The organism is Kitasatospora sp. NPDC001132 (assembly GCF_053598415.1).
This window is the reverse complement of the sequence record NZ_JBSFKF010000036.1, coordinates 18064-43966: the sequence shown is the minus strand read 5'-3', so window position 1 is coordinate 43966 and position 25903 is coordinate 18064. Positions and strand designations below refer to the sequence as shown.

The 25903-nt window shown below is 75.3% G+C and carries 21 protein-coding genes; 11 read left to right on the top strand and 10 right to left on the bottom strand.

The features are described from left to right. Window positions 1–314 precede the first annotated feature (314 nt). The 4 genes from ACWDBE_RS33065 to ACWDBE_RS33050 all read left to right on the top strand — a co-directional run bounded on the left by ACWDBE_RS33065 (window position 315) and on the right by ACWDBE_RS33050 (window position 3619). Window positions 315–542 carry a DUF397 domain-containing protein gene (locus tag ACWDBE_RS33065; RefSeq protein ID WP_449792105.1) on the top strand — a complete coding sequence of 76 codons (228 nt, stop codon included), beginning with the start codon at window positions 315–317 and terminating at the stop codon, window positions 540–542. 732 nt (window positions 543–1274) lie between these two features. Further along, window positions 1275–1769: a hypothetical protein gene (locus ACWDBE_RS33060; protein ID WP_030058989.1), complete on the top strand. Its 495-nt coding sequence runs from the start codon at window positions 1275–1277 to the stop codon at window positions 1767–1769. A 100-nt stretch (window positions 1770–1869) separates the two neighbouring features. Further along, window positions 1870–1953 (top strand): putative leader peptide, encoded by an 84-nt coding sequence (locus ACWDBE_RS33055; protein WP_350526312.1) that lies wholly within the window; start codon window positions 1870–1872, stop codon window positions 1951–1953. Window positions 1954–2398: 445 nt separating this feature from the next. Continuing rightward, on the top strand, window positions 2399–3619 hold the full coding sequence (locus ACWDBE_RS33050) for an acyl-CoA dehydrogenase family protein (RefSeq protein ID WP_449809742.1): 1221 nt from the start codon (window positions 2399–2401) through the stop codon (window positions 3617–3619). A 38-nt stretch (window positions 3620–3657) separates the two neighbouring features. Here ACWDBE_RS33050 and ACWDBE_RS33045 read toward each other — a convergent pair whose 3' ends face one another. Next, window positions 3658–4665 (bottom strand): aminoglycoside phosphotransferase family protein, encoded by a 1008-nt coding sequence (locus tag ACWDBE_RS33045; protein ID WP_392921060.1) that lies wholly within the window; start codon window positions 4663–4665, stop codon window positions 3658–3660. Window positions 4666–5419: 754 nt separating this feature from the next. Between ACWDBE_RS33045 and ACWDBE_RS33040 the strand changes: the two genes are divergently transcribed. Further along, window positions 5420–6901 carry a DNA-binding protein NsdB gene (locus ACWDBE_RS33040; protein WP_449792075.1) on the top strand — a complete coding sequence of 494 codons (1482 nt, stop codon included), beginning with the start codon at window positions 5420–5422 and terminating at the stop codon, window positions 6899–6901. A gap of 106 nt (window positions 6902–7007) precedes the next feature. On the opposite strand, the gene ACWDBE_RS33035 is transcribed toward ACWDBE_RS33040, so the two are convergent. Beyond that, complete coding sequence (locus tag ACWDBE_RS33035) at window positions 7008–7568, bottom strand: PAS domain-containing protein (RefSeq protein WP_449809741.1); 561 nt, start codon at window positions 7566–7568, stop codon at window positions 7008–7010. Between the two features lie 288 nt (window positions 7569–7856). On the opposite strand from ACWDBE_RS33035, the gene ACWDBE_RS33030 reads away from it, so the two are divergent. Beyond that, window positions 7857–9368, top strand: coding sequence for a HEAT repeat domain-containing protein (locus ACWDBE_RS33030; protein ID WP_449809740.1), 1512 nt, complete (start codon window positions 7857–7859; stop codon window positions 9366–9368). 170 nt (window positions 9369–9538) lie between these two features. Here ACWDBE_RS33030 and ACWDBE_RS33025 read toward each other — a convergent pair whose 3' ends face one another. The 3 genes from ACWDBE_RS33025 to ACWDBE_RS33015 all read right to left on the bottom strand — a co-directional run bounded on the left by ACWDBE_RS33025 (window position 9539) and on the right by ACWDBE_RS33015 (window position 12137). After that, window positions 9539–10381 (bottom strand): undecaprenyl-diphosphate phosphatase, encoded by an 843-nt coding sequence (locus ACWDBE_RS33025; RefSeq protein ID WP_449792104.1) that lies wholly within the window; start codon window positions 10379–10381, stop codon window positions 9539–9541. Between the two features lie 267 nt (window positions 10382–10648). Beyond that, on the bottom strand, window positions 10649–11344 hold the full coding sequence (locus ACWDBE_RS33020; protein WP_449792072.1) for a class I SAM-dependent methyltransferase: 696 nt from the start codon (window positions 11342–11344) through the stop codon (window positions 10649–10651). A gap of 247 nt (window positions 11345–11591) precedes the next feature. Next, a complete protein-coding gene (locus tag ACWDBE_RS33015; protein WP_449792071.1) occupies window positions 11592–12137 on the bottom strand; it encodes a PadR family transcriptional regulator in 546 nt (181 codons plus the stop codon). A gap of 156 nt (window positions 12138–12293) precedes the next feature. On the opposite strand from ACWDBE_RS33015, the gene ACWDBE_RS33010 reads away from it, so the two are divergent. Both ACWDBE_RS33010 and ACWDBE_RS33005 read left to right on the top strand, forming a co-directional pair. Next, window positions 12294–13064 carry an alpha/beta fold hydrolase gene (locus ACWDBE_RS33010; protein ID WP_449809739.1) on the top strand — a complete coding sequence of 257 codons (771 nt, stop codon included), beginning with the start codon at window positions 12294–12296 and terminating at the stop codon, window positions 13062–13064. A gap of 100 nt (window positions 13065–13164) precedes the next feature. Beyond that, window positions 13165–14088, top strand: coding sequence for an aminoglycoside phosphotransferase family protein (locus tag ACWDBE_RS33005; RefSeq protein WP_449809738.1), 924 nt, complete (start codon window positions 13165–13167; stop codon window positions 14086–14088). Between the two features lie 33 nt (window positions 14089–14121). On the opposite strand, the gene ACWDBE_RS33000 is transcribed toward ACWDBE_RS33005, so the two are convergent. The 5 genes from ACWDBE_RS33000 to ACWDBE_RS32980 form a co-directional block, all read right to left on the bottom strand. Beyond that, window positions 14122–14985, bottom strand: coding sequence for a 5-oxoprolinase subunit C family protein (locus ACWDBE_RS33000; protein WP_449809737.1), 864 nt, complete (start codon window positions 14983–14985; stop codon window positions 14122–14124). A 68-nt stretch (window positions 14986–15053) separates the two neighbouring features. After that, the gene (pxpB, locus tag ACWDBE_RS32995; protein WP_449809736.1) at window positions 15054–15680 is read right to left on the bottom strand and encodes a 5-oxoprolinase subunit PxpB; all 627 of its coding nucleotides are present in this window, start codon (window positions 15678–15680) and stop codon (window positions 15054–15056) included. After that, on the bottom strand, window positions 15677–16441 hold the full coding sequence (locus tag ACWDBE_RS32990) for a LamB/YcsF family protein (protein ID WP_392883963.1): 765 nt from the start codon (window positions 16439–16441) through the stop codon (window positions 15677–15679). The genes pxpB and ACWDBE_RS32990 overlap by 4 nt, the downstream gene beginning before the upstream one ends. Before the next feature lie 174 nt (window positions 16442–16615). Beyond that, a complete protein-coding gene (locus ACWDBE_RS32985; protein ID WP_449809735.1) occupies window positions 16616–17140 on the bottom strand; it encodes a hypothetical protein in 525 nt (174 codons plus the stop codon). 207 nt (window positions 17141–17347) lie between these two features. Continuing rightward, window positions 17348–18400 (bottom strand): IPT/TIG domain-containing protein, encoded by a 1053-nt coding sequence (locus ACWDBE_RS32980; RefSeq protein ID WP_449809734.1) that lies wholly within the window; start codon window positions 18398–18400, stop codon window positions 17348–17350. A 194-nt stretch (window positions 18401–18594) separates the two neighbouring features. Here ACWDBE_RS32980 and ACWDBE_RS32975 point away from each other — a divergent pair, with 194 nt between their 5' ends. The 3 genes from ACWDBE_RS32975 (at window position 18595) to ACWDBE_RS32965 (ending at window position 25818) form a co-directional block, all read left to right on the top strand. Further along, entirely contained in the window at window positions 18595–20127 is a 1533-nt protein-coding gene (locus ACWDBE_RS32975) for a hypothetical protein (protein WP_449792103.1), read from the top strand. Between the two features lie 135 nt (window positions 20128–20262). After that, window positions 20263–21138: a hypothetical protein gene (locus ACWDBE_RS32970; protein ID WP_402415911.1), complete on the top strand. Its 876-nt coding sequence runs from the start codon at window positions 20263–20265 to the stop codon at window positions 21136–21138. A 117-nt stretch (window positions 21139–21255) separates the two neighbouring features. Then, complete coding sequence (locus ACWDBE_RS32965; protein ID WP_449792064.1) at window positions 21256–25818, top strand: hypothetical protein; 4563 nt, start codon at window positions 21256–21258, stop codon at window positions 25816–25818. Window positions 25819–25903: the final 85 nt, after the last annotated feature.

Below are 25903 nucleotides of genomic sequence, written 5' to 3'. Positions count from 1 at the left end.
GGCCCGACGGCTCGGTGGGGCAGCACGGCGGCGGCCAGGCCTCCGCGGAACCGCCGACGGCCTCCGGGTTCCCCGGGGCCCCGGGTCGGGAAGGCCGTCGGGCGGCGCCCTGGCAGCACTCTGGCAGCTGCCCGCCGCCCCCGCCGGTCGGGACACGCCTCGACCCCTCCTCCGGCCGTGCCCGTCCCCGCTCGTGGGAGTCCTCGTCAACCCGCTGACCGGGGCCGGGCGGTGTGGCTAGGCTGGCCCCGGAATGCCGTCGGGAGGAGATCGGTCAAGTGGGATCCAACAGCGGGACGGACACGGAGGCCGGCGTGGCGCAGCCGGAGCTGGCGCGGAACGGGAAGCCCAAGGTGGACTTCACCGGCGCGGAGTGGCTGTGCAGCAGTCAGGGCGTCGGAGACGTGCAGATCGCCTTCGTGGACGGATACATCGGGATGCGGGACGGCCGCCAGGAGGACGGGCCGGTCCTGGTCTTCACGCCGGGCGAGTGGCGGGCCTTCGTGCTCGGCGCCCGGGACGGCGAGTTCGACCTCACCTGAGGCGGCGCGCCGGGCCGTTCACGGCGGGAGCGGACCCCCGACCGACGGGGGTCCGCTCCGCAGGCGATCTTTCGGGTCCGAACATCACAAGTGATGATCCATTGAGCGTGCCACGTCAGAATTTCTGTTGACTGTTAGACAAACGCAGCTCAGAGTAAGAGCACGGGCAGACGCCGTGCCCACCGCCCCCACGCGGCCAGACACGGCGCCTGCTGTGCGGCCCGGCAGTTGCCAGGCCATCCTCCCAGTCATCCCCTGCGCACCGGGGGTGCGTCGGCCGGTCCCGGCCCCACGAGGGGGCCGGCAGTCGCCGGGAGGTTTGGCGCCGAACCCGAGAGCGACTCGGATGACGGCACCGGTGCTCGGGACCCGCACGCCCCCACGCGGCGGCGTCCCGAGCAGATCCACGGAGCGACGGGCCGGGGCCCCGCGGATCTGGCTTGTGGTGCATGGAACTGTTGGCTTGTGTTTGTGCTGTGTGCGACGACGAAGCTGGGTGCTCGGCAGTTCGGCACGACAAGTGCACGGTGAGGGAAACGCGTGTAGGGCCGCGTTGCGACATGCCGTCCCCCCGGAGGGTGAAACCCAGAACGGCTGTCGTGCTGAACCGAACGTAGCCCGGACGGTTGCTCAGAGTCAACATTGGTCTCTGAGCGTCGATCTCCCGGCCGTCCCTCGGCGGTGCCCCACCCACCTCGCGAGCGTGGTGTGCCGGGCACGTACGATGTTCCCATGTCTTTTCTCCGCCGTCGCTCCGGACAGCCCGCCGGCCCGGACTTCGACGTGCTCGCGATGGACCCGGGCGACTGGCCCGGTGACTTCGGTGCGGCCATGATGACCGGCCCGGACGGCTCCTGCCAGGGGATCTTCCTGCGCTACGACCTGTTCGGCGGCAGAGGCCCGGCGATGTTCATCGGCAACCTCCCCGAGGGTTCGCCCGCCCGGGAGACCGGCGACGACGTGCCGTTCGAGGTGCGTCAGCTGCTCGCGGCGCTGGAGAACGACGAGCCGGTCGAGTTCGTCTCGGCCGAGGACTTCCCGGTCATGCTCGGGGACGACCTGCTGATCGTGAAGAAGGTCAAGGTCAGCGAGGAACGCGTGTTCTGCGCCCAGTTCGGCCGCAGCGACGGCGTCCTGGTCACCATCGCCTCCTGGGACCGACCGATTTCGGACGACCTGTATCAGCTGCTGAAGCCGCTCCCGGCGGACATGTTCCAGCAGGGCTGATCCCGGCGGAGCCGCCCGGCTCCAGCCGACTCCGGCCGGCTCCGTCCGGGGGTCGGGCGCCGCTTGACGGTATCGATCAACGGTTCGTACAGTCGCGAACATGCCGTGCCGTCTTCCGCTGCTGACCCGTCGCAGGCATCTGGACCTGCGGCGGACCGCCAGTGCGGCGTGTCCGGGCCGCTGAGGGGGATCCCTTCCCCGGCGGCGGGCGGTCGGCCGGGTTGTCCGGTCGGCGCCGAAACCAGGGGCGGCCGTGAGTCGGCCTCCGGGGCCGCCCATCCGGTACCGCGCGCCCGTACGGCGTGCCGCCCGCATTCGCCGAGCCCACGCTGCCCGCCCGGAGGCACAGCACCATGACGACCCGCGCCGCCAACCGTTCGACCGTCGATCGTTCGTCCGAGGACCGCGTGTCCGCGGAGCGCTCCGCCGACGACCGCTCCGACCGCTCCGCCGCCGCTCGTTCGCCCGGGAGCGCTCCGGCCACGACGGCCTCCGCCGGGCGCCGCTCCCGGACCGCCGCTCCGTCGGCGGATTCCGACGGGTCCGAATCCGGCCATCTCGAACCCACCGGTTCCACGCCCACCCGTTCCGCATCCGGCGGTTCCGCGTCCGCCGGCACCGCCGACCGCGTGCCCGACCGCACCGCGATCCGGGCCGCCCTCGCCGGGCTGCCCCGGGTGGTCGACCTGCTGGCGGCCCGCGCCGAGGAGCACGACCGCGACGCGACCTTCCCGTACCAGGGGATCGAGGCGGTCCACGAGGCCGGACTGCTCACCCTCACCGTCTCCGCGCGGTACGGTGGTCCGGGCGGAACGCTCGCCGACACCGTCCGGGTGCTTTCCCAACTCGGCCGCGGCGACGCCTCGGTGGCCGTGGTCACCGCCTTCACCCTGCTCCGGCACGCCGAGCAGGCCCGCCGCGCCGACTGGCCGGCGGCCAGCTACCGGCGGCTGCTCGCCGAGTCCCGGCGCGGCCCGGTCCTGGTCAACACGCTGCGGGCCGAGCCCGGCACCGGGGCGGGCGAACTGCCCGCGACGGTCGCCCGCCGGGACGGTGACGACTGGCTGCTGACGGGCCGTAAGACGTACTGCGCCGGCGCCGAGGCGCTCGCCTGGATGGCGGTCACCGCACGGACCGACGAGGAGGAGCCGAGGATCGGCACCTTCCTGGTCCGCGGCGAGAGCGAGGGCCTGGAGATCGACCCGACCTGGGACCAGCTCGGCCTGCGGGCCAGCGCCAGTCACGACGTCGTGCTGGACGAGGTCCGGGTGCCGGGCGACCTCGCGCTCGGCCTGACGGCCGGTCGTCGGACGGGCCGTCAGGGAGCCGACTCCGGGGCCGAATCGCCCCGGGCCTCCGAATCGTCCCGGGCCTCCGAGCCCTCCGAGGCCGAACTCGCCCGCGCCTGGCACGACCTGGCCCTCTCCGCGGTGGCGATCGGCGTCGCCCGGGCCGCCGAGGCCTGGCTCGTCCGCTTCCTCAGCCAGCGCACCCCGGCCAACCTGACCGAGCCGCTCGGCACCCTGCCCCGCTACCGGACCGCCCTCGGCGAGATCGAGGCCCAGCTGATCGGTGCCGAGGAACTGGTCGAGGGCCTGGCCCCCCGGGTGGACCTGGGTGAGCCGGAGGCCGTCGCCCGCACCGGACCGGCCCAGCTGCTGGCCACCCGGGCCGCGACGGCGGTGGTCCAGCAGGCCGTCGCCCTCACCGGCAGCCCCGGCCTGAGCCGGCGCCACCCGCTGGAGCGCTACCTGCGGGACGTGCTCAGCAGCCGGGTGCACCTGGCACCGGACGAGACCGTGCTGGAGGCCGCCGGCCGGGCCGCCCTGGAACGGGGCGCCCGGCCGTGAGGCCCTGAGCCGCGGGCCCGTCGTCGGACCCCCGCGGCTCAGCGGGTCCCGACCGCGGCGCGGACGGCGCGGCGGGCGAGCGCCGCGTCGTCGTAGAGCCGGCGGATCATGATCCGCTGCTCCTCGCCTGCGCCCGGCACGTCGTACAGCCGGATCTCCCGCATCAGCACCAGCACCAGGTTCACCAGGAAGGCGTCCCGGGCCATCGTGCCGCCGCTCTGGGCGAGTTGGCTGATCTGGCGCCGCGCCGCGGTGTCCCCGGACAGGACGCTCCAGAGCACCGCCAAGTCGTAGCCGGGCAGGTACCAGCCGGCCTGCTCCCAGTCGACCAGCACCGGTCCTGACGGCGCCAGCAGCATGTTGCTGAGCAGGGCGTCGCCGTGGCAGAGCTGGAGCGGGGTGTTGCCGAGGCCGTGCAGCAGGCCGCGCAGGTCGCCGGCGTCCCGGTCGGTGAGCTGGCCCACCGAGTGGTAGCGGGCGATCTCCAACTGGTAGTCCAGGCGCGGCTGGAAGACGTCGGTCGGCGGCCGCCACAGGTTGAGCGTGCGGACCGCGGTGAGCAGTGCCCGCACCTCGCCCGGGGTCGGCGCGTTGACCGGGTGGCGCTCGCGGGCCGCCGGGCGCCCCGGGACGCGCTCCATGACCAGCACGCACCGGTCGTGGTCGGCCGCCACCAGCCGGGGCAGCCGCACCGGCGGGCGGTGCCGGACGAACGCCCGGTAGACCGCCACCTCGTGGTGGAAGTCGGCCACCAGCTGCTCGAAGTACTCACTCCGCACCGCCTGCGGCGCCAGGCACTTGGCGACCACCGGGGCCCGCCCGATGGTGCCCGCCACCAGGATGTGGCGGCTGCCCTCGCGCAGGACCTGGCGCGGGGTGAACGCGGGACATATCCGCGCGACACTGGCGAGCGCCGCCCGGACGGCCGGGGTCTGGAGCGCCGAGGGGTCGATCCGCTCCGGGCCGCCGGGCTGGACGGGCCGCCGGGCCCGCAGCACCTGGCCGTCGGCCTGCCGGGCCAGCGGCATCCGGCCACCGGCCGGCATGCCCGTGTCGGGGCCGCGCAGGCCCAGCGCGGTGCGGCCGGCGGGGCCCAGCGCCGTACGGCCGGTCGGGACGACCCGGGTGTCCGTGGCCCGGCCCTCGGTGCCGCGCGGAGCCGAGGGGCGGCTCGCCGGGGGCACCGCCCTGGGGCCGGTGCGGCCGACGGCTGCGGCGGGGGGGCGCAGCGCGGGGCGGGCCGCGGCGGGCGTGGGGGTCGTCGCTGAGGAGTACATGGGGTGAGGGTGGTCCCTTCCGGTCCGTCGGCGGGTGCTGCCCCGCGGGGGCGGGGGAGGGCCGGTGCCGTGTGCTTCCTGGCGTGACGGCGGCCCTGCGGGTGGTGCGGTACGTCGTGGGGTGCGGTGCTTCACGCGTACGTCGTGCGGTGGGGTGGGTGGTGCGCGGGCGCCGGGCACGGACGCGGGGTGGGAACCCCTGTTCGGCGGTGTTGTTCCGGCCGTCCGCACCCTGGGGAATGCGGTCGGCCGGACTGCCGTGGCCGTGCCCGGCGCTCCCGCGCCACCCGGCCGCGCCACCCCCTCGGGTGAGGACCGGGAGCGCCCCGTACCACCGTCGGGGGACAGTCCCGACGGTGGTGGGACGCCGCCCGACCCGGGGGGCGAGGTGGCGCACCCCTACAACACACCCGTCGGGCACTGGCTTTGTAGTCTGGCGGGCCCTGGCGAACGGTGGCGAATGCTCGCCCGGTGCTCGCCGGAGCCTCTAGCCTCGGATCAGCCGAGGAACCTGGGGGCTTCGTTGAGTAGGGAACCCAACACCCGACTGGCCGATCTGTTCGTCCTGACCGGATGGTCGAAGGGCGAGCTGGCGCGGCTGGTCAACCGTCGGGGTGCCGCGATGGGGCAGCTGCAGCTGTCCACCGACACGTCGAGGGTACGGCGTTGGATCGAGCAGGGGGAGATCCCGCGCGATCCGGTGCCGAGGGTGCTGGCGGCCGTGTTCACGGAGCGGCTCGGCCGTGTCGTCACCACTGAGGACCTCGGTCTGGAACGACACCGGCCCACCAGGTCCGGGGCGGACGCGTCCGCAGCAGTGCCATGGTCGCCGGATCGAACAGCCGCGGTCCTCACCGAGTTCACGGGAATGGACCTCATGCTGAACCGACGTGGATTGGTGGGTGCCGGAGCGGCGCTCACGGCCGGGGCGGTCATCGCCGACTCGCTGAAGGGCTGGTTGTCCGGGGACGCGGTCGCGTACGCGGCCTCCGTCCCCGGGCCACGACAGGTGGTCACCGGGAGCGGAGCGCACCCGGCGGTGGACGTGTACGACGCGGGCCCGGTCGGGCTCGACGAGGTGGAGTCGCTGGAGCACTCGGTACAGGTGTTCCGGGCCTGGGACGCGGCCCGCGGCGGCGGCTTGCAGCGCAAGGCGGTGGTCGGTCAACTGAACGAGGTCGGCGGCCTGTTGACGCACCGGCACGAGCCCGCCGTGGAGCAGCGGTTGTGGCTGGTCGCGGCCAACCTGGCGGTGCTGGCGGGCTGGATGTCGCACGACGTGGGCCTGGAGCCCACCGCCCAGAAGTACTTCATGATCGCGGCCGACGCGGCCAAGGAAGCCGGCGACCGGCCGAGGGCCGGCGAGGCGATCTCCCGGGCCGCGCGGCAGATGGTGCACCTGGGCCGGGCCGACGACGCGCTCGAGCTGATGGCGGCGGCCAAGGCGACCGGTGGGCGGACGGCGCCCAGAACGCGCGCCATGCTCAACACCGTCGAGGCGTGGGCGCACGCCTCGATCGGGCACTCCCAGGACACCTACCGGCTGCTCGGGGAGGCCGAGGAGCTGTTCGGCGAGGAGGCGCCGGAGCCACCGCCCTCGTGGATGCAGGTGTTCGACGAGGCGGAACTGCGCGGCATGCAGGCCCTGGTGCTGCGCACGCTCTCCGAGCACGACCCGGGGGCGGCTCCCGAGGCCCGCCGGCACGCGGAGCGGGTGATCACCCTGCGGGAGGGCACCGGGCAGTTGCGGTCGGCGCTGTTCGACCGGATCACCCTGGCCTCGGTGCACCTGATCACCGGCGAGCCGGACGCGGCGCAGTTCCAGGCCAAGATGGTGATGAACCTGATCGGCCAGAACTCCTCGCACCGGACCTGGGACCGGCTGCGCGAGATGTACCGGCTGACCGCGCAGTACCGGGGGCTGCCGGTGGTGGACGAGCTGCGGGAGGAGCTGGGCCGGGCGCTGCGGACGGCGGACGCCAAGAACCGGCCGCGGTTGACCTGACGGGCTGCGGGGGAAGCCCCGGGCGTGCGGGCCCGGGAGCGAGTGGCTCCGGGGGCGCCTGCCTGGGGGTGCGTGCCCGGGGTGCTGCCCGGGACGGGGCGTCGGCTCAGGACGGCGGGGCCGGGCGGAGCAGCATGTGCAGCGCGATGACGGTGCCGTCCGTGCCGAGGACGGGCTCGCCCGCGCACTCGACGCCGTCGTGCCGCCCGTCGGGGCGGCGGATCCGCAGGGTGCCGGCGGCGTGGCGGCCGTGCACCAGGGCGTCGGTCATCATCCGCCGCAGCAGCGGCCGGTCCGCCTCGGGGAGGCGGTCGGGCAGCCGGTCGAGGCTGAGCGGGCCGCGGGCCGGATCGCAGCCGAGGAGGAGGTACGTCTCCTGGCTCCAGCGGACCCCGTCGGTCAGCAGGTCCCATTCGGCGGAGCCGAGCAGGCCGTCGTCGATCCCGTGGTGGTCGCCGCCGTCGCCGAGGTACGGGCCGGACGGCTCCTGTGCCGTGCCGTCCACTCTGCCGTCCGTTCCGCTGTCGGTGTCATCCGTGCCGTCGCCGCCCCCCGTGTCGGCCGCGGTGCCGCGGCCGACGCCCGGCGCGCCGCTCCCGCCCGTCGGGGCGCCGTCCACCGTGGCGGCCCCCGGCGGGCGGGTGGCGCCTAAGGGGGGCATGGTCATGGCGGGCCCATCGCTCGGGTGCGGCCCGCGGCGGGCGGGTCGTTCGGACAGTGAGGAAACTGTCGCACAGCGTCGTCACCCGTGTGGGCGATTTGGACAGAACGCAGGCAAAGTTCCACTGGCATATGCCACTGTGGCCGGAGCCTCCGTCGCCCTGTGTGCGGAAGGGGTCCCGAGGCGGTAACCTTCGGTGATTCCGGCGCCCGGGCGCCCACCGCAGTACCGACCAGAGACCCCGGCGACGGAAATCCCGTTGCCACTACGACCGCCGCAACGGATGCTGACCTCATGTTCGAGCCAGTGATAGCACCCAGTGCCAGCCTCCTAGGCCTCCTTCAGAGAGGTCGCGGAGACGGGCAGCTCCACGCGCTGGCCGCCGATCGTGCCGAGGCCATCGCCGCGCTGGAGGAGTGCGTCACCAGGGACCCGCGAGCCGACTGGCAGGTCGAGAGCCGGTCCCTCTACTACGCGCGCCTCTACATGGAGCTGGAAGCCCCCCTCGAAGGCATCGAGGACCACCTCCACTCCGCCGAGGACCTGATCACCGACGACGAGAGCCGCACCGGCCTCGCCCTTTCCGTCCTGGGCCACCTCGCCGCGTACGGCCGGCGCGACGCGCTGCTGATGCTGCGCGAGTACGCCGCCACGGGCGCCAACTGGTCCTGGGCCCTCGACGAACTCGCCCTGCGCGACGACGACCGCGGCCTGCTGCTGCTCGGCACCGCCGTGCTCGACCGCTTCGCGCCGGGCCCCGAGGGCGACGCCGAGCTGCGCGAGTTCATCCGCAACGCCTACGAGCCCCGGCCCTGGCGGCTGTGGGCGGCCTACCACCCCAGAGTGGCGGCGGCCAGCGAACAGTCACCCTTCGACCTGTGGCAGCGCCAGGTCAACCGCAGCGGCGTCACCCCCGGGTGGTCCACCGCCGACGTGCTGGCCTGGGCCGACCAGGGCGAACTCGGCGGCCTCGGCGTGGGCGCCTTCCTGGGCCGGCCCGACGCCCGCCCGGAGCCCGCCCGCGGCACCGACGCGCAGTCCGGCCCCGACGCGGTGGACCGCCGCGCCGCCGCGGCCGCCCGCTGCCTGACCGCCGTGGTCCGGCCGGAGGACCGCCCGCTGCTGCTGGAAGCGGCCCGCGACGGCCTGCCGGGCGCCCGCCGGGCCGCCCTGCGCTACCTGGTCGACCAACGCGACCCGGCCGCCGTCGAGCTGATCGAGGCCGCCGCCGCGGACGTGGACGACCGGATCGTCCGGGCCGCCCTGGAACTGCTGGGCCGCATGCGCGGCCCGGAGGTGCTGGCACACGCCCGCCGCTGGGCCGACCCGGCCGGCGGCGGCGCCGACAGCGCGCTCGGTGAGGCCGCCGTCCAGCTGCTCGCCGACGTCGGCGAACCGGCCGACGCGCCGCTGGTGGTGGCCGGGCTGCGCCGCTGGATCTCCGTGCGTGGGGTCAGCGGCACCGGGCTCGGGTCGCTGGTGGACGGCGCGGGGCGGCTGGCCGCCGCCGACGCCGTACCGGTCCTGCGCCACATCTACGGGGAGGCCGCCTCCTCCGAACTGCGCCGACGCGCCGCCCAGGCGCTGGCCGCGACCGACGTGCACTTTCCCGAGGGGCCCGCCGTCGAGTGCCTCTGGGACTGCGAGGAGTCCACGCGTGAGCTCGCCGCGCGCCATGTCGCCACCACGGGCGACGCGCGTGTGCTGGAGCGGTTGCGCAGGCTCGCCGCCGACCCGGCCGAGGAGGCCGAGGTCCACGCCGCCGTACGCGGCCGACTGACCGCCGCCCGGGAGTTCGGGCGTTAGGGCCTGTCGTCGCGTCGACAGGCCGGGTCCTCAACGTTCGGTGGGCCGGGACACCGTGTCGGTGTCCCGGCCCACTCGCTTTCCGCGGGTCCGTGTTTCTGGAACCGGGTTCTCGTTCGGCCCGATCCTGGACCGAGCGGATTCCGGTTCGACCCGGTTTCTGCTTCGTCCTACTTCACCGCGCCCGCGTCCGGAGCCAGCACGCCGCCGAAGACCAGCCCGATGATCAGAATGCCGAGCAGCACCCGGTAGACCACGAACGGCATGAAGCTGTTGTTCGAGATGTACTTCAGGAACCAGGCGATCGCCGCGTAGCCGACCACGAAGGCGATCAAGGTGGCCAGGACGGTCGGTCCCCAGGCCGGGGCCGGGCCCTCGCCGATCTTGAACAGCTCCAGCGCGCCCGAGGCGAGCACCGCCGGGATGGCGAGCAGGAACGAGTAGCGGGCCGCGGCCTCCCGGCTGTAGCCGAGCAGCAGGCCCGCGCTGATCGTGCCGCCGGAGCGGGACACGCCCGGGATCAGCGCCAGCGCCTGGGCGAGGCCGTAGACGCCCGCGTGCGGCAGCGTCAGGTCGGTGATCGGACGGGCGTGGCGGACGGCCCGGGTGCGGTCGGCGAAGGCCAGGATCAGGCCGAAGACGATCAGTGTGGTGCCGATGATCCGCAGGTCGCGCAGGTGGGTCTCGATGGTGTCCTGGAACAGCTTGCCCAGGATGCCGATCGGCAGGGTGCCGATGATCACGAACCAGCCCATCCGCGCGTCCGGGTCCGAGCGCAGGGCCGGGCGGAACAGGGACAGCACCCAGGTCCTGATGATCGAGGCGATGTCCTTGCGGAAGTAGATCAGCACCGCCGTCTCGGTGCCGAGCTGGGTGACGGCCGTGAACGCCGCCCCCGGGTCGTCCCAGCCGAACAGGGCGGAGAAGACCCGCAGGTGGGCGCTGGAGGAGATCGGCAGGAACTCGGTGAGCCCCTGGATCAGGCCGAGGACGGCCCCGTGGAACCAGTCGATCACCGGGCACCCGCCGGGGATATCGGTCGGGCGTGGGGCAGGGGCGGCATGGGCGGGTCCTTGCGGGTCGGAAGGGCGTTCGGGACCGCCATGACCCGCCGGGCCCGCGGGCCGCGCGCGAGCCAGGCGCGCGGCTGATGGTACGGGGTGAAGGTAACGGTTCTTTGTTCACCCTTTGTTCCGGCTTTGCGCACAGGTGCACCGCCGGGCTCGGAGGGCGTCGGGGGGTGCCGGTCGCCGGAACGCCGGTCGTTAGAGCACCGGTCGTTAGAGCACCGGCCGCGCCCGGACCCAGGTGCGGTCCGCGGTCAGGTAGCGCTCGACCACCAGACCGGCCTCCGCGAGCGCCCCTTCGAAGGCCTCGGTGCTGAGCGGGCGGGACAGGAAGGTCTGCGACCAGGTTCCGTCCGGGAATTCGTACTCGAAGCGGACCGAGTTGACGCCGTCTCCGACCGGCGTGGCCGAGACCAGCCGGGCCCGGGCGTCCGGGCCGATCGAGTTCTCCCGCGGCACGTTCAGGTGCCAGTCCTCGCCCTCGCGCTGCACCAGCACGCAGCCGTCCTCGGTGACGTGCCGGCGGCAGGTCTCCAGCAGGCCCCGGCGGACCGTCACGTCACCGGCGTGCACCAGGAAGGAGGCGAGCATGACGACGTCGAAGTGCTCGCCGAGGTCCAGCCCCTCGATCGGGCTGCGCACCGTGCGGACGTCGGAGCGGACCCGGGCCAGCATGTCGGCGGACTCGTCCACGGCGGTCACGGTGAACCCGCGGTCGACCAGCGGGTGCGTCATCCGGCCGACGCCGCAGCCGAGTTCGAGGATGCGCGCGCCGGGCGGCACGGCCGCCTCGATCACGTCCGGGGCGTCGCCCACGGGCAGGCGGCTCCAGACCTCGACGGCACAGCCGTCCGGGGTGATCGGGCCAGCGCCCGTTCCGTCGTAACCCTCACGTCGCTCAGATGCCATGCCGTTCATCGGAACACGGACCGGTGTGCGGGGGGAAGAGGGCGTCGGCAAGGGGGTTCTATATACCCCGAGGGGGTAAGTGTTCTGCGTCGACGGAGCGAGAGAAGCGGGCGCCCCTGCGGCCCGTGCCGACCGTTCGACGGTCGGTGCGGGCCGCGGCGCGTTGTGGGCGCGGCCCGTTCGGCCGGCGCGCCGGCCGCGTTCGGGTCGCGGTGTGTTCGGGTCGCGGTGTGTTCGGGGGTCCGGTCTACGGTGCGTCCGGCCGCCCGTCGCCCTCCAGCTCGGCCAGGGTCGTGTGCAGCCAGGCGAGTTCGGCCTCGGTGGTGGCGCGGGCGACCAGCAGCAGCCCGCGCCGGAACGGGTCGGTGAACTCCTCGGCGCCGACGGGGCGGTCGCCCTCGTAGAAGAAGCTGGCCGGTTCGGCGAGGAAGGCCAGCCGGCGGCGGAGCACGGCGGCCTGGGCGGCGGGGTCGGCGAGGTGCCGCAGGAAGGCGAGCAGGGTGAACCAGCGGTTCTCGTCGCTGACGTCGAGCGCCTCGGGTTCGCGGAGCCGGTCGAGCAGTGCGGCGCGGCCGGCCTCGGTGAGGTGCAGGGTGTGCCGGGGCGCGGCGGCGCTGCCCGGCTCGGTCTCGCGGACCAGCAGGCCGTCGGCCTCCAGGCGCTTGATCGCGGGGTAGAGCGTGCCGTCGCTGATCGGGCGGACGTGGCCGGTGAGCGCGGCGAGGTGGCGGCGCAGCTCGTAGCCGTGCAGGGGGCGGTCGTACAGGAACCCGAGGATCGCGAGCTTCAGCATGGGGCCACTTTCTCAGATCCCCTCCCTCGGGGCATGGGTATCTCGCTACCGCTATACCTTGACATCGATGTATCGTCCTGGTTGTCCGCCGGACTCCGCAGGGACCGGCACCCGCCTGGAACAGGCGGCACCCGTCTGGAACAGGAGCGAGCGAGCGTGCGCGAAACCCCCGTCACCCCGAACGGTGACCGGATCCGCTGGGTCGAGCTGCCCGGTGCCGAGCCGGCCCGGCTCTACCTGCACGGGCTCGGCGCCAGCTCGCCGGCCTACTTCGCGGCCGCGGCGACCCACCCGCTGCTCGCCGGTCGGCGCTCACTGCTGCTGGACCTGCTGGGCTTCGGCCTCAGCGACCGGCCGACGGACTTCGGCTACACGCTGGAGGAGCACGCGGACGCGGTCGCGGCGGCGGTGGCGGCCGCCGGGGCGGACCGGGTCGAGGTGGTCGGCCACAGCATGGGCGGGGCGGTGGCGATCGTCCTCGCCCAGCGGCACCCGCGGCTGGTCGAGCGGCTGCTGCTGGTGGACGCCAACCTGGACCGGATCGACCCCGACCGGAGCCACCCCGGCAGCAGCGGCATCGCGGCCTACACCGAGGAGGAGTTCCTGGCCGGAGGCCGGGACGAAGTCGCCGAGCGGGTCGGCCCGTTCTGGTGGTCCACCATGCGGCTGGCCGGGCCGGAGGCGCTCCACCGCAGCGCCCGCTACCTCGCGCGGGCGACCGTGCCGGCCATGCGCGAGCTGCTGCTCGGGCTCGACCTCCCGCGCACCTTCCTCCACCCGGCGGCGGACGGCGAGCCGGCGGGTGCCGACGCCCTGCGCGCGGCGGGCGTACGGGTGGTCGCGGTGCCGGACTGCGGACACAACATCATGCTCGACAACCCGGAAGGCTTCGCGTCCGCCGCGGCCGCCCCGCTCGGACAGGGCTGAGCGCGGGGCGGGCGCGGGAGGGCCGAACGTGAGCGATGCGGGCGGCCCGCCGCCCGCCCGCCGTAGGCTGGGGTAACCCGTCCGAGAGGAGCCCGCCCCGATGCCCGTCGAGGTGCCGCCCGCGCTGGCCGCGTCCCTGGAGGAGTTCCTCGGCGTCGAGGGACGTGCCTGGGTGGCCCGACTGCCTGCTCTGGCCGAGGAGTTGCTCGACCGCTGGGAGCTGCGCCCGGACGGGCCGGTCGCGCACGGCGTGGTCGGGCTGGTGCTGCCGGTCCTTCGCGTCGACGGGTCGCCGGCCGTGCTCAAGCTCCAGCCCGTCGACGAGGAGACGGTGGGTGAACCGCTCGCGCTGCGGACCTGGGACGGCCGCGGCGCCGTCCGGCTGCTCGACCACGAACCGGCCACCGGCTCCCTGTTGTTGGAGCGGCTGGACCCGGCGCGCTCGCTGCTCGCTCTGCCCGACGATCTCGCGGCGCTGGCCGTGATCGCCGGACTGCTCAGGGAGCTGACGCAGCATCGGGCTCCGTCCGGGCTAAGGACCTTGGCGGGTACGGCGAGTGACCTGCTGGACCGCGCCCCGGCGGCCGTCGCCGCCCTCGCCGACCCGGCGGAGCGGCGCCTGCTCGCCGACTGCGCGGCCGCCCTGTGCGAGGTCCGCGCCGACCCCGGCGACCGGCTGCTGCACTGGGACCTGCACTACGGCAATGTGCTGGCCCCGCTCCCGGGCAGCGGCCGGGCGCCCTGGCTGGCCATCGACCCCAAGCCGCTGGCCGGCCACCCGGGCTTCGAGCTGCTCCCGGCGCTGCGCAACCGATGGGCGGACCTGGTGGCCACCGGGGACCCGGCCCGGGCGCTGCGGCGGCGCTTCGACCTGCTCACGGAGGTGCTGGAGCTGGACCGAGGGGTGGCGGCGGCCTGGACGCTCGCACGGGTGCTGCAGAACGCGGTCTGGGCGGTCGAGGAGGGCGCGGCGCGACTGGACCCGGGCCGACGGGTCGTCGCCGAGGTGTTGTCGGGGCGCTGAGCGCGGAGCCTTCGCGTCGTTCGGCGTTCCCGCTCAGCGCTCCCGCAGGGGCACGAAGCGCACCGGCGTCCCCGGCCGGGCCTGTGCGGCGGCCGCGAGGTCGCCGGTCGGCACGACGCCGACCACCGGGTAGCCGCCGGTGGTCGGGTGGTCGGCCAGGAACACCACCGGCTGCCCGTCCGGCGGGATCTGCACCGCGCCCAACACCATGCCCTCGCTGGGCAGTTCACCGTACCGGGCGCGGGCGACCGGCGGGCCCACGGTGCGCAGCCCGATCCGGTTGCCGGTCGGCGAGACCAGGTACCGGTCGCGGCCGAGGCGGGCCAGCGCCTCCGGGGTGAACCAGTCCGTGCGCGGTCCGAGCCGCAGCCGCAGCACCAGCTCGGCCGGGGGAGCGGGCAGCGGCACCAGCTCGGGCCGGGCCCGGTACGGCGGCGGGGCGCCGACCGGCAGCCGGTCCCCGGCGGCGAGCGGGGCCGGCCCGAGCCCGGAGAGCAGGTCCGCCGAGCGGCTGCCGAGCACCGGCGGCACGGCGATCCCGCCCGCCACCGCCAGGTAGCCGCGCACCCCGGCCGTCGCCGCCCCCACCTCCAGCACGGACCCGGCCGGCACCACGACCGGCGCGCCCCAGGCGGCCGGCCGCCCGTCCACCCGTACGGGCGAGGGCGCGCCGGTGACGGCGACCAGCACCGTCCCGACGGCCCGCAGCGCGACCCCGCCGAGCGTGCTCTCCAGCCCGGCCGCCCCGGCGTCGTTGCCCACCAGTCGGTTGGCCGCCCGCAGCGCCGGTTCGTCCAGCGCCCCGGCCCTCGGCACCCCGAGGTGGGCGACCCCGCGCCGCCCGAGGTCCTGGACCGTGGTCAGCGGCCCGGGCCGTTCCACCACCAGCTCGTTCAACTCCGGCTCCCCTCAGGGCCTCTCCGACCAGTGGCGTCGCACGCCCGGCGGGAACGGTCGGACACGCCCTACACCCGTTCCACCGTGAAGCGGACCCTGGTGCCCGGGGCCAGCGGGGCCGGCGGATCCCGGTCGGCGTCCCAGAGGGTGAGCGCCGTGCGGCCGATCAGCTGCCAGCCGCCGGGGGAGGGATGCGGGTAGACGCCGGTGTACGGGCCGGCCAGGGCGACGGAGCCGGCCGGGACGGAGCTGCGCGGGGTGGCCCGGCGCGGCACCTCGTACCGCGCGGGGAGACCGGTGAGGTACCCGAAACCCGGGGCGAAGCCGCAGAAAGCGACGACGTACTCGGGTCCGGTGTGGATCCGGACGGCGGCCTCCTCGGACACCCCCCACAGCGCGGCGACCTCGGCCAGGTCGGCGCCGTCGTACACGGTCGGGACCTCCACCAGCGGCCCGGGCACCGCCCCGGCCGCCGTCGGACGGGCGCTGCGCAGCAGCGCCGCCACCGCGTCGACGTCCGCGACGCCGTCCAGCAGCAGGGTGCGCGCGGCCGGCACCAGCTCCTCGACCGTGCCGAGCGCCCCCGCCTCCCGGCGCTCGCTCAGCCAGCCGTACAGCGCCGCCACCTCGGCGGCCCCGGGCAGTTCGACCAGCAGGGCCCGCTCGCCGACCCGGTGCACCGCCCGGACCGTCACGTGAAGGCCTCCACCCGGACCCCGGCGGAGGCCAGGGCGCCGCGGATCCGCCAGGCGAGCTGGGCGGCCCCGGGGGTGTCGCCGTGGACGCAGAGCGAGCGGGCCTCGACGGGGATCCGCTCGCCGCCGGAGGCCTCCACCATGCCGTCCCGGGCGATGCCGACGGCGCGGGTGATGACCGACTCGGGGTCGTGCACCACCGCGTCCGGCTCACGGCGCGGTACGAGGGCGCCGGTGCGGGTGTACGCGCGGTCGGCGAAGGCCTCGGCGACCACCGGTAGGCCGACGCCCTCGGCCACCTCCAGCAGCAGCGAGTCCGGCAGGCCCAGTACGGGCAGCGGTCCGTCGCAGACCGCGCCCGCCCGCAGCACGCCGGCTACCACGGCCTCGGCCTGCTCGGAGTCGCCGACCACCCGGTTGTAGAGGGCGCCGTGCGGTTTGACGTAGGAGACCTTGGAGCCGGCCGCGCGGGCGAACACCTGGAGGGCGCCGATCTGGTACGCGATCTCGTCGGCGAGCTCCTCCGGGGGCACGTCCATGGCGCGGCGGCCGAAGCCGGCCAGGTCGCGGTAGGAGACCTGGGCTCCGATCCGGACGCCGCGCTCGGCCGCGAGCGCGCAGACCCGCCGCATCGTCGACGGGTCCCCGGCGTGGAACCCGCAGGCGACGTTGGCGCTGGTCACCACGGACAGCAGGGCCTCGTCGTCGGTCAGGGTCCAGCGTCCGAACCCCTCGCCGAGGTCCGCATTGAGATCGATCACCGCATCGGCCACGCCCGTCCGCCTCCCAGCAGCTGTTGAGCCAGATGGTAGGGCCTGCGGATGAAGGCCGTTGCCGGTGACCCGGAGCCCCGCGGGCGCCGCGGCGCGTGCCCGGGAGTGCACGCCCCCGGGCGGCGCCGCGGGGGGTGGTGCGCGGCCGGGGCCCGGCTCGCGTCAGCGCGCGGGCGCCGGTTCCCGGGACGCGCGCTCCAGCGGACGCAGCGCACGCAGCACGATCAGCAGCGGTATGACGCCGAAGACTCCGAACGACATGTCGATGAATCGCCATGCCACCGGAATCCCGCGCAGCGGACCGCAGACCAGCGCCAGCGGGATGACGGCTCCGCAGGCGAGCACGGCCCAGCGGATCACCCAGATGTTGCGGACCGGGTCCCTGAGCGGGCCCCAGAAGGCGGCGGCGATCACCAGGTGGGCGAAGGCCGGCCAGTCGGTGCCGTAGGCGAGGAAGGGGTAGTGCTCGTTGGTCTCGGCGAGGCCGGTGTGGACCCGCTCCAGCCAGGCCGTGGCGGCGGGGACGCGGTCGCCCGGCGGGGCGGCCGGGCCGGAGGCGAAGTCGACCAGCCAGCGGGTCTCGGTCTCCAGGGGGAACGCGGTGAGACCGCTGAGCACCAGGCAGACCAGGAAGGACCAGAGCCACCGCCGGACCTTGCGAAGGATGACCGCCGGGTCGTCGTCCATCTCGCACACCTCCATGCCGAGCATGCCGAAGTGCAGACGGAGCCTTGTGCCGCCTGCGCGGAACCGACTCTAGACCCATCTTTTGAACGTGTTCAACTTGCCTTTTGAAGGGGCCGGCGGTCCGGAACGCACCGCTCGGGTGCCCGGGTTCTGGGGAACCCGGGCACCGGTGGGGGTGGCACGCAGCGCGCGGCGTGCGGACGGCCGCTACGCCGTGTAGGTGTACGCCGCCGGCGCGCTGGTCCCGCCGGCCGTGGTGACGGTGATGCCCACCGGCCCTGGCTGGGCGCCCGCCGGAGCCGTGGCCGTGCAGGCGGACGCGCCGCAGGAGACGTGGGTGGCGGGAACCCCGCCGAAGGCCACCGTCCCGTACGCCAGGTCGCTGCCGGACACGACCACCCGGGTGCCCCCGGCGGCCGGGCCGGAGGCGGGGGACAGGCTGCTGATCACCGGCGCGGCCGGGGTCGGCGGGGTGCCGGTGTAGTCGAAGGCGGCGGGCGCCGCGGCCGTGCCGCCGGGCGTGACCACGCTGACCGGGGCGCTGCCCGAGCCCGCGGGCGTGGTCACCGTGCAGGCGGTGTCGGTGCAGCGGCCGGGCGCCGGGAGGCCGCCGACCAGCACCATGCCGTTGGCCAGGTTGCTGCCGCTGACGGTCACCGCGGTGCCGCCCGCGGCCGGGCCGGTGGCGGTGTCGAGGCCGGTGACGGCCGGAGCGGCCTGGACGGTCGCCGGCAGGTAGCTCTTGCTGACGAGGTCGTAGCCGGAGATGTGTCCGGTCGGGTCGGTGTCGTTCGGGTTGGCGACCGTCGCGGTGATCGCGCCGGCGATCGGCACGCCGGGCGTGGTGGCCAGGTTGAGCTTCATGAAGTTGTAGCTGCCGGGCGCCCGGGTGGCGGTGAACACGGCCTCCAGGTGGCGGTGGTCGGGGGAGAGGGCCGTGGTGAAGGTGTAGTCCGGCGGCGTGGGGAAGAACATCGCTCCGTCGGTGGTGACACCCGGCGGCAGGTCGAGGGTGATGTGCGTCGGCCCGGTCAGGTCCGCGGTGCCGGACGTGGTCCAGCTCACCGACATGTTGCCGGTGGTGAAGAAGCCGCCGGGGTAGTTCCCGCCCTGTGACACGGTCACGTGCTGGGCGGAGGCCGACGGGGCGTCGGCCGGGGCGGCGGTTGCGGTCGCGCCGGTGGCGAGGACGGCGCCGGTGGCGAGGGTGGTCACGGACAGCGCGGCGGCGAGGCTCGCTTTGGCCAGTCGGGTGATCATAGGTCGATCATCACCGAACCAACGCGCCGCCCTCACGGTTTTCTCGAATACGAGTTCGGGAATGGCGGAATTCCGTCGGAACGACGTTCCGAATCGGTCACCCGCACCGCCGCCCACCTGCTGCTCCGCCCGCCCGCAAGGTCCGTTTCGGTCGATGTCGGTGCGAACCTCTAATCTTGTCCCCCGTGACCGCCATCGCAGACCCGCCCATCGAGCCCGGCCTCCGCCCGCCCGCCGGCCCGGCCGCCGCCGCGCGCCCCGCGCCGGGCCCCGCCGCCGACGAGGGCCTGGCCCGCCGGCTCAAGGCGCTGGCCTGCACCGCCCCGCTGCACGACCTGGACAACCGCAAGGTCAACCTGGCCGGCGAGTACGGCGGCTACGCGATGGCCGAGGTCGGCCTCGCCGCGATCGACCTGGTCACCCTGAACATGGACTTCGACACCGGGGCCGACCGCGAGATAGTGCTCGCCCGGCTGCTGCCCAGGGTCGCCGCCCAGGCCGTGGACCGCCCCGCCACCGAGCACGAGCGGGTCGCCCGCTGGGTGCTGGAGTCGATGATCAACGTCGGCAGCGTGGACCGCGGCTTCCGCGCCGTCTACGGCACCTTCGGCGCGGACGGCGAGTACATCCGCCGCGACTACGACTTCAAGCTGATCGAGGAGGTCCCCGGTCCCGACGGCGGCGTCTACCTGCGCACCACCGACGAGGCGGTCAACGTCCTGGTCGGCGCGCTCGACACCGACGTCACCTCGGCCCAGATCGCCGCGGAGGTCAAGCTGGAGGTGCTGATCCGCCGCGGCCGCCTGGCCGACGCCCAGCTCGCCGCCGAGCAGGCCCGCTACCGCACCGTCCAGTACGCCGAGACGCTGCGCCGGGCCCTGGACGCCACCCGCCGCAACGTCCGCGCGGTCGACTGGATGCGCGCCATCCCCGACCTCATCGAGGAGGCGCTGGACCACATCGCGGACCGCTACCGGCACGAGAACGCGATTCTCACCAACATCCGCAAGGCCCGCGACGAGGCCGAGGACCCGGAGCACAAGCGCCGCGCCGCCGAGCTGGTCGACATCGTCAAGGACTGCATCCGCCGCCACACCCAGCTCCAGACCCGCCTGCTGGAGGCCGGCCCGCTGTTCCGCGCCGAGCAGGACCGGCAGGCCTTCGCCACCCCCGGCGCCCGCAGCGGCATCGACCTCTACGGGCAGCTGCTCGCCCCCGTGCTGCGGCTGCCGATAGAGCAGGCCGTCCGCCCCACCGGCGCCTTCTTCGCCCGCGGCGCCGGCCTGCGCACCCCGGTCTCGGTCCGGGTCGCCGACCTGGTCGACCTGCTGCTCACCCCGCCGGTCGAGCGCGAGCACCTCGGCGCCGAGCTGCCCGACCCCGACCTGGTCGCCACCCCGGACGACAGCCGGTTCTCCGAGGCCCAGCTGGAGTCCGCGATGGTCCTGCTCGACCTGCCCCCGGACGCCCCCCGCCGGCTCTCCGGCCTGCTCGCCGACGCCCGCAAGCAGGACCCGGACCTGCCCTACCTGGTCGCCCTGCTCGCCGTGCACGCGGCCAGCCCGCCGGTCGGCACCGCCTACCGCCAGGGCGAGGAGCGGCTGCTGTTCGCCGTGGACGACGGCACCCCGCTGCGCGACCCGGAGTTCGGCGGCGCCGACCTGATCGTCGGCAGCGCCCTGCTCGACGCGGCCGGCATGGCCGCCGACCGCAAGGACGCCGGCTGACCGGCCGGGCCGCACCCCGCCGGAACCGGCCCCGCCGGAAGCGATCCCGCCGCGACGACCCCGCCGCAACCGACCCTCGCCGGAACCGACCTTGACGAACCGTAACCACCGCGCCACCCCCGAGGAGCACCGCCCGTGACGACCCACCACGACACGTCCTGGGCGGCCGAGAGCGAACCCGCGGCCCCCGCGCCGATCACCCCGGCCGACGTCGCGGACGCCGCCCGGCTGGTCTCCTTCGGCCTCCAGGCCAAGCTGCTGCCCGCCCGGGACGCCGAGTACGCCGAACTGGTCCGCCGCCACCGCGAGGACCCGCCGTTCGCCCGGCTCGCCGACGCCATCGCCACCGGCATGGGCCTGGTCGTCCTGGAGGTCTCCCCGCGGGCCGGCATGGCCGTGGCCGCCGCCGAGGACTCGCTGTTCGCCGTCCGGCTGGGCGACTACTCGCGCCGCGCCGCCTCCGAGTCCACCGACCGCTTCCTGCACGGCCTCGCCCACCTGGCCGTCGCCGCGATGGCCTTCCCCCGCCCCGAGGACCTCGCCGACGACGGCTACCTCGGCCGGATCACCGTCAACGGCGTCGACTCCTTCGTCCGCCAGGCCTGCCGCCGCCTCGAGGAACAGGCCGACGCCGAGGGCGCCAACACCGACCCGGCCTCCGACGCCCCCGGCCTGGAGGCCGCCTGGCGGGTGTGGGCCCGGCGCACCGCCACCGGCGCCACCAAGGACGCCCGCCGGCTCTCCGGCTCCACCATCGGGATCGTCGCCAAGGCCGTGCTGTTCCTGGTCGACTCCGGCTTCCTCCAGAAGGTGTCCGACGACTCCGGCGGCACCTACCGCACCACCGCCCGCTACCAGCTCCAGGTGCGCGACCTGGCGGGCAGCGCGGCCATGGCCGAACTGCTCGACCTCGGCATCGTCCCGGTCTCCGACGGCACCGCCAGCCTGCTGCCGCCGGACACCGGCGACGAACTGGTCGCCGACGCGGGGCTGCCGTTCCACTCGCTCTGAGCCCCGGCGCTCCGAGTCCACCCGCTCCGAGCCCACCGCGCCGGCCGCGGCCCACCCGCCCCGATCCGGCCCGCCGCCCATCCCTCACGCCACGCAAGCCACGGAGAACCGCCGCCCATGTACGAGCTCAACCGGGTCCGCCTCTACTCGATCGGACCGGCCGGCGCCCGCTACGCCGACACGGTGCTCGACCTGCGCGGCGTCGGAGAGCCGGTCGCCGACCCCGCCCCGCAGCAGATCGGCCTGTTCGGCGAGGACACCGACGGCCCGGTCCGCCGCCCCGCCCCGGCCGGCGTGCTCTTCCTGGAGAACGGCGGCGGCAAGTCCGTCCTGCTCAAGCTGATCTTCTCGGTCATGCTCCCCGGCCACCGCAACACCCTCGGCGGCGCCAGCTCCGGAGTGCTGCGCAAGTTCCTGCTCGCCGACGACTGCGGCCACGTCGCCCTGGAGTGGCAGCACACCGTCACCGGCGAGCTGATCGTGGTCGGCAAGGTCAGCGAGTGGCGCGGCCGCCAGGTCTCCTCCGACCCGCGCAAGTTCGCCGAGACCTGGTACTCCTTCCGCCCCGGCCCCGGCCTCACCCTCGACTCGCTGCCGGTCGCCGAACGGGTCAGCCTGGCCGGCGACCAGAAGGCCCGCGGCCGCCGCCGCACCATGAAGGGCTTCCGCGACGCCCTCACCGAGGCCGGCAAGGCCCACCCCCACCTCGACCTGGTCTTCGAGGACGGCCACGACCGCTGGACCGAACACCTCGGCGAACTCGGCCTCGACCCCGAACTCTTCCGCTACCAGCGCGAGATGAACGCCGACGAGGGCGAGGCGGCCGGCCTCTTCGCGGTCAAGCACGACAGCGACTTCACCGACCTCCTGCTGCGCGCCGTCACCGACACCCGGGACACCGACGGCCTCGCCGACCTCGTGCACGGCTTCGCCGCCAAGCTCGGCCGCCGCGCCGAACTCACCGCCGAACGCGACTTCACCGCAGGGTCGTTGGACCTGCTGGAGCGCATCGTCGAGGCCACCACCGCCCGCGAGACCGTCCGCGAGGCCCACCGCACCGCCGAGCGCCGCACCCGCCGCCTCGCCCACGCCCTCGCCTCCCGCGCCACCGCCGAACGCGACCGCGCCCAGGACCTCGCCATCGAGGTCGCCGCCGCCGCGAGCGCCGTCACCGCGGCCGAGGCCGACCGCACCCGGCACAGCCTGATCACCGACGAACTCACCCACCGGCACGCCACGTTGAGCCTCACCGCGGCCACCGCCGAGGCCGCCGCGCTGCGCCGCGAACTCATCGACGCCCGCACCCTGCACTCCGCCTGGCAGGCGGCCGAGGCGGTGCTGCGCCAGCGCGCCGCCGCCGACCGGGTCGCCCGGGTCGCCGCCGCCATCCGCGAGGCCGAGCTGGACGCCGCCCCCGCGCTCGCCGCCCGGGCCCGCGCCGCCACCGCCCTGGCCCGCGCCCTGGAGGCCGCCGCCGCGGCCGCCGAGTCCCGCGCCGACACCGAGGAGGAACGCGCCGGCGAACTCCAGGAGGAGGGCGGCAAGGCGCAGTCCGACGCCACCGAGGCCGCCACCGCGGCCCAGAAGGCCCGCAGCGAGGCCGAGCACCTGCGCCAGCGCCTCGCCGAGGTCGAGCAGGAGACCGAGGCCGCCGTCTCGGCCGGCTTCATCGACGCCGACGGCGACGTGGACCCGGCCCGCGCCGCACTGCACGCCGCCGACGTCGAGAAGGCCGCCGCCGCCGGACTCGCCCAGGCCCGCGCCGCCGCCGAGGCCGCCGCCGCCCGGCTGCGCGAGGCCGCGGCCGCCACCTCGCGCGCCGAACTCGCCGCCGAGCGGGCGGGCGACGCCCGCAAGGACGCCGCCCGCGCCCTCGCCGCCGAGCAGCGCACCGCCGCCCTGCTCGCCACCGAGCAGCGCCTCGCCGACCTGCTCTCCCTCACCCCCTACCAGGAGGGCGCCGAGGAGGACGCCGGCTTCCTCACCCCCGCCCTGCTCGACCGCAACGCCGAGTACCTGCGCGAACTGCTCGACGAGTCCATCGCCACCGCCGAACGCACCCTGTTCGACCTCCGTACGGCCGCCGCCGACGACTCCCGCATCCTCGCCGCCCTCGGCGACGGCGGCCTGCTGCCGCCCGGCCCGGACGTGCTCGCCACCGTCGAGTACCTCGCCGAGCACGGCATCCCGGCCCTACCCGGCTGGCGCTACCTCGCCCAGTCCGTCGACCCGGCCGACCACGAGGCGATCCTCGCCGCCCGCCCGGAACTGGTCGACGGCGTCGTCGTCACCGACCCGTCCTCGCTGGAGCGCGCCCGCGAGGCCCTGCAGGCCGCCGCCCTGCTGCCGCGCTCCACCGTGGCCGTCGGCGCAGCCGCCTCGCTGATCGCCCCGATCACCGACCAGCCCGCGTTCTTCCTGGTGCCGCCGAACCCGGCCATGCACGACGAGTCCGCCGCCGACGGCGAGCGCCGCGAACTGCGCGCCCGGGCGAGCGCCCGCGAGGAGCACATCCGCGAACTGGCCGGCCGCCTCGGCGCCGACCGAGCCCTCGCCGCCCGCCTCGCCTCCTGGCACGCCAGCTGCCCGCCCGGCACCCTCGCCGAACTCGCCGCCGCCGCCGAGGCCGCCCGCGAGCACGCCGAGCAGGCCGCCGCCGCCCTGGCCACCCTGCGCGCCGACCACGACGAGGCCGAGACCGACCACGCCGCGGCCGCCTCCGCCCACGAGGAGCACCGCGAGGCCGCCCAGCGCGCCCGCCGCCGCGCCGACGCCCTCTCCGGCCTCGCGTTCCGGCTGCGCGAGCGCGGCAACTGGGCCCGCCGCCAGCGCGAACTCACCGAGGACGCCACCGAGTGCGACCGCCGCCAGGCGCTGTGCGCCGAACGCGCCCGCACCTGCGACGAGGACCGCCGCGCCGCCCAGCGCGCCGCCGACGACGCCCGCCGCACGGCCCGCGCGCTGCGCGCCGAACGCGCCGAGATCCCCGCCGCCGAGCAGGCCGACGAGCCCGCCGAGACCACCCCCGTCGCGCTTCCCGCCCTGCGCGAGGCCTACCGCGCCGCCTCCCAGCTGTACGAGAAGGTCGGCGTCGGCGCCGACCTGCGCGCCGAACAGGCCCGCGCCGAGGGCGACGAGGCCGCCGCCGCGGCCGAACTCGACCGCCTCACCAACAAGGTGCGCACCCGCGCCGAGGAACTCCTCGGCAGCCCCGACGGCGCCGACGGCCCGGCCCGCCAGGCCGCCGCCGCCCGCGCCGAGGAACTGGTCGCGACCATCGAGGCCCGCTCCGCCACCGCCAGCGAGCAGCTCGGCCGCCTGCGCGGCGAGGCCGAGCGCTCCGCCCCCGCCGACGGCGAGGCGCACACCGAGCTGCCCGAGGACCTCGTCCCCACCGACCCGGAGCACGCCCAGGCCCTGCTGCGCACCGCCACCAGCCGCCTCGCCGAGCGCCGCGAGGCCCTGGAGGCCGCCCGCACCGCCCACGCCGACCTCCAGCGCACCTTCGACACCGCCCAGTCCGCCGCCGCCGACTTCGACGAGCTGGCCGGCCAGCTGCGCGACGGCCTGCGCGACCACCAGGAGGACCCGGACGACCCGGTCGAGCCGTACCTGGGCTCGCTGGCCGAGGCCCGCAACGGCGCCACCGAGGCCCGCCGCTCCCTGCGCACCGCCGCCGGCGAGCTGTCCTCCTCCGAACTCGCCGTCCGCGACGCCTCCGACGCCCTGGTCCGGCACGCCAACGCGGCCCGCTACGAGGCCGTCCGCACCCCCGCCCGCCAACAGATCCGCGAACTGCCCGCCTCCGCGCTGCCCGAGCACGCCGCCGCCTGGGCCGCCGCCTTCGCGCCCCGGCTGCGGGTGCTCACCGACGAGCTCGCCCAGCTGGAGAAGAACCGCGGCTCGATCGTGGACCGGCTGCGCGGCCTGGTCGAGTCCTCGCTCACCACCCTGCGCGCCGCCCAGCGGCTGTCCCGGCTGCCCGAGGGCCTGGGGGAGTGGTCCGGCCAGGAGTTCCTCCGGATCCGCTTCGAGGACCCGGACCACGCCACCCTGGTCGAGCGCCTGGGCGAGGTCATCGACGAGGCCACCCGGGCCGCCGTCAAGAAGAACAGCGACCTGCGCCGCGACGGCATGTCCCTGCTGCTGCGCGGGGTCGCCGCGGCGATCGGGCCCAAGGGTGTCAGCGTCGAGATCCTCAAGCCCGACGCGGTGCTGCGCGCCGAGCGGGTCGGCGTCGGCCAGATGTCCGACGTCTTCTCCGGCGGCCAGCTGCTCACCGCGGCCATCGCGCTCTACTGCACCATGGCCGCGCTGCGCGCCAACGACCGCGGCCAGTCCCAGCTGCGGCACGCCGGCACGCTGTTCCTGGACAACCCGATCGGCCGCGCCAACGCCACCTACCTGCTGGAGCTCCAGCGGGCCGTGGCGGACGCGCTCGGCGTCCAGCTCATCTACACCACCGGCCTGTTCGACACCACTGCGCTCGCCGAGTTCCCGCTGGTGATCCGCCTGCGCAACGACGCCGACCTGCGCGCCGGCCTCAAGTACATCTCGGTGGAGGAGCACCTGCGCCCGGGCCTGCCGGCCGCACCGGACCCGGACGGCCCGGCCATCCACGGCGAGATCACCGCCACCCGGATGTTCAAGCGCCCCGCGGAGGTTCCCGCCCAGCCGTGACGGATCCCCTACGGGCGGGCGGTTGCCGTGCGGGGGCCGGAGGCTCCCGGGCAGGGGCGAGCGGTTCCCGTACGGCGGTGAACTG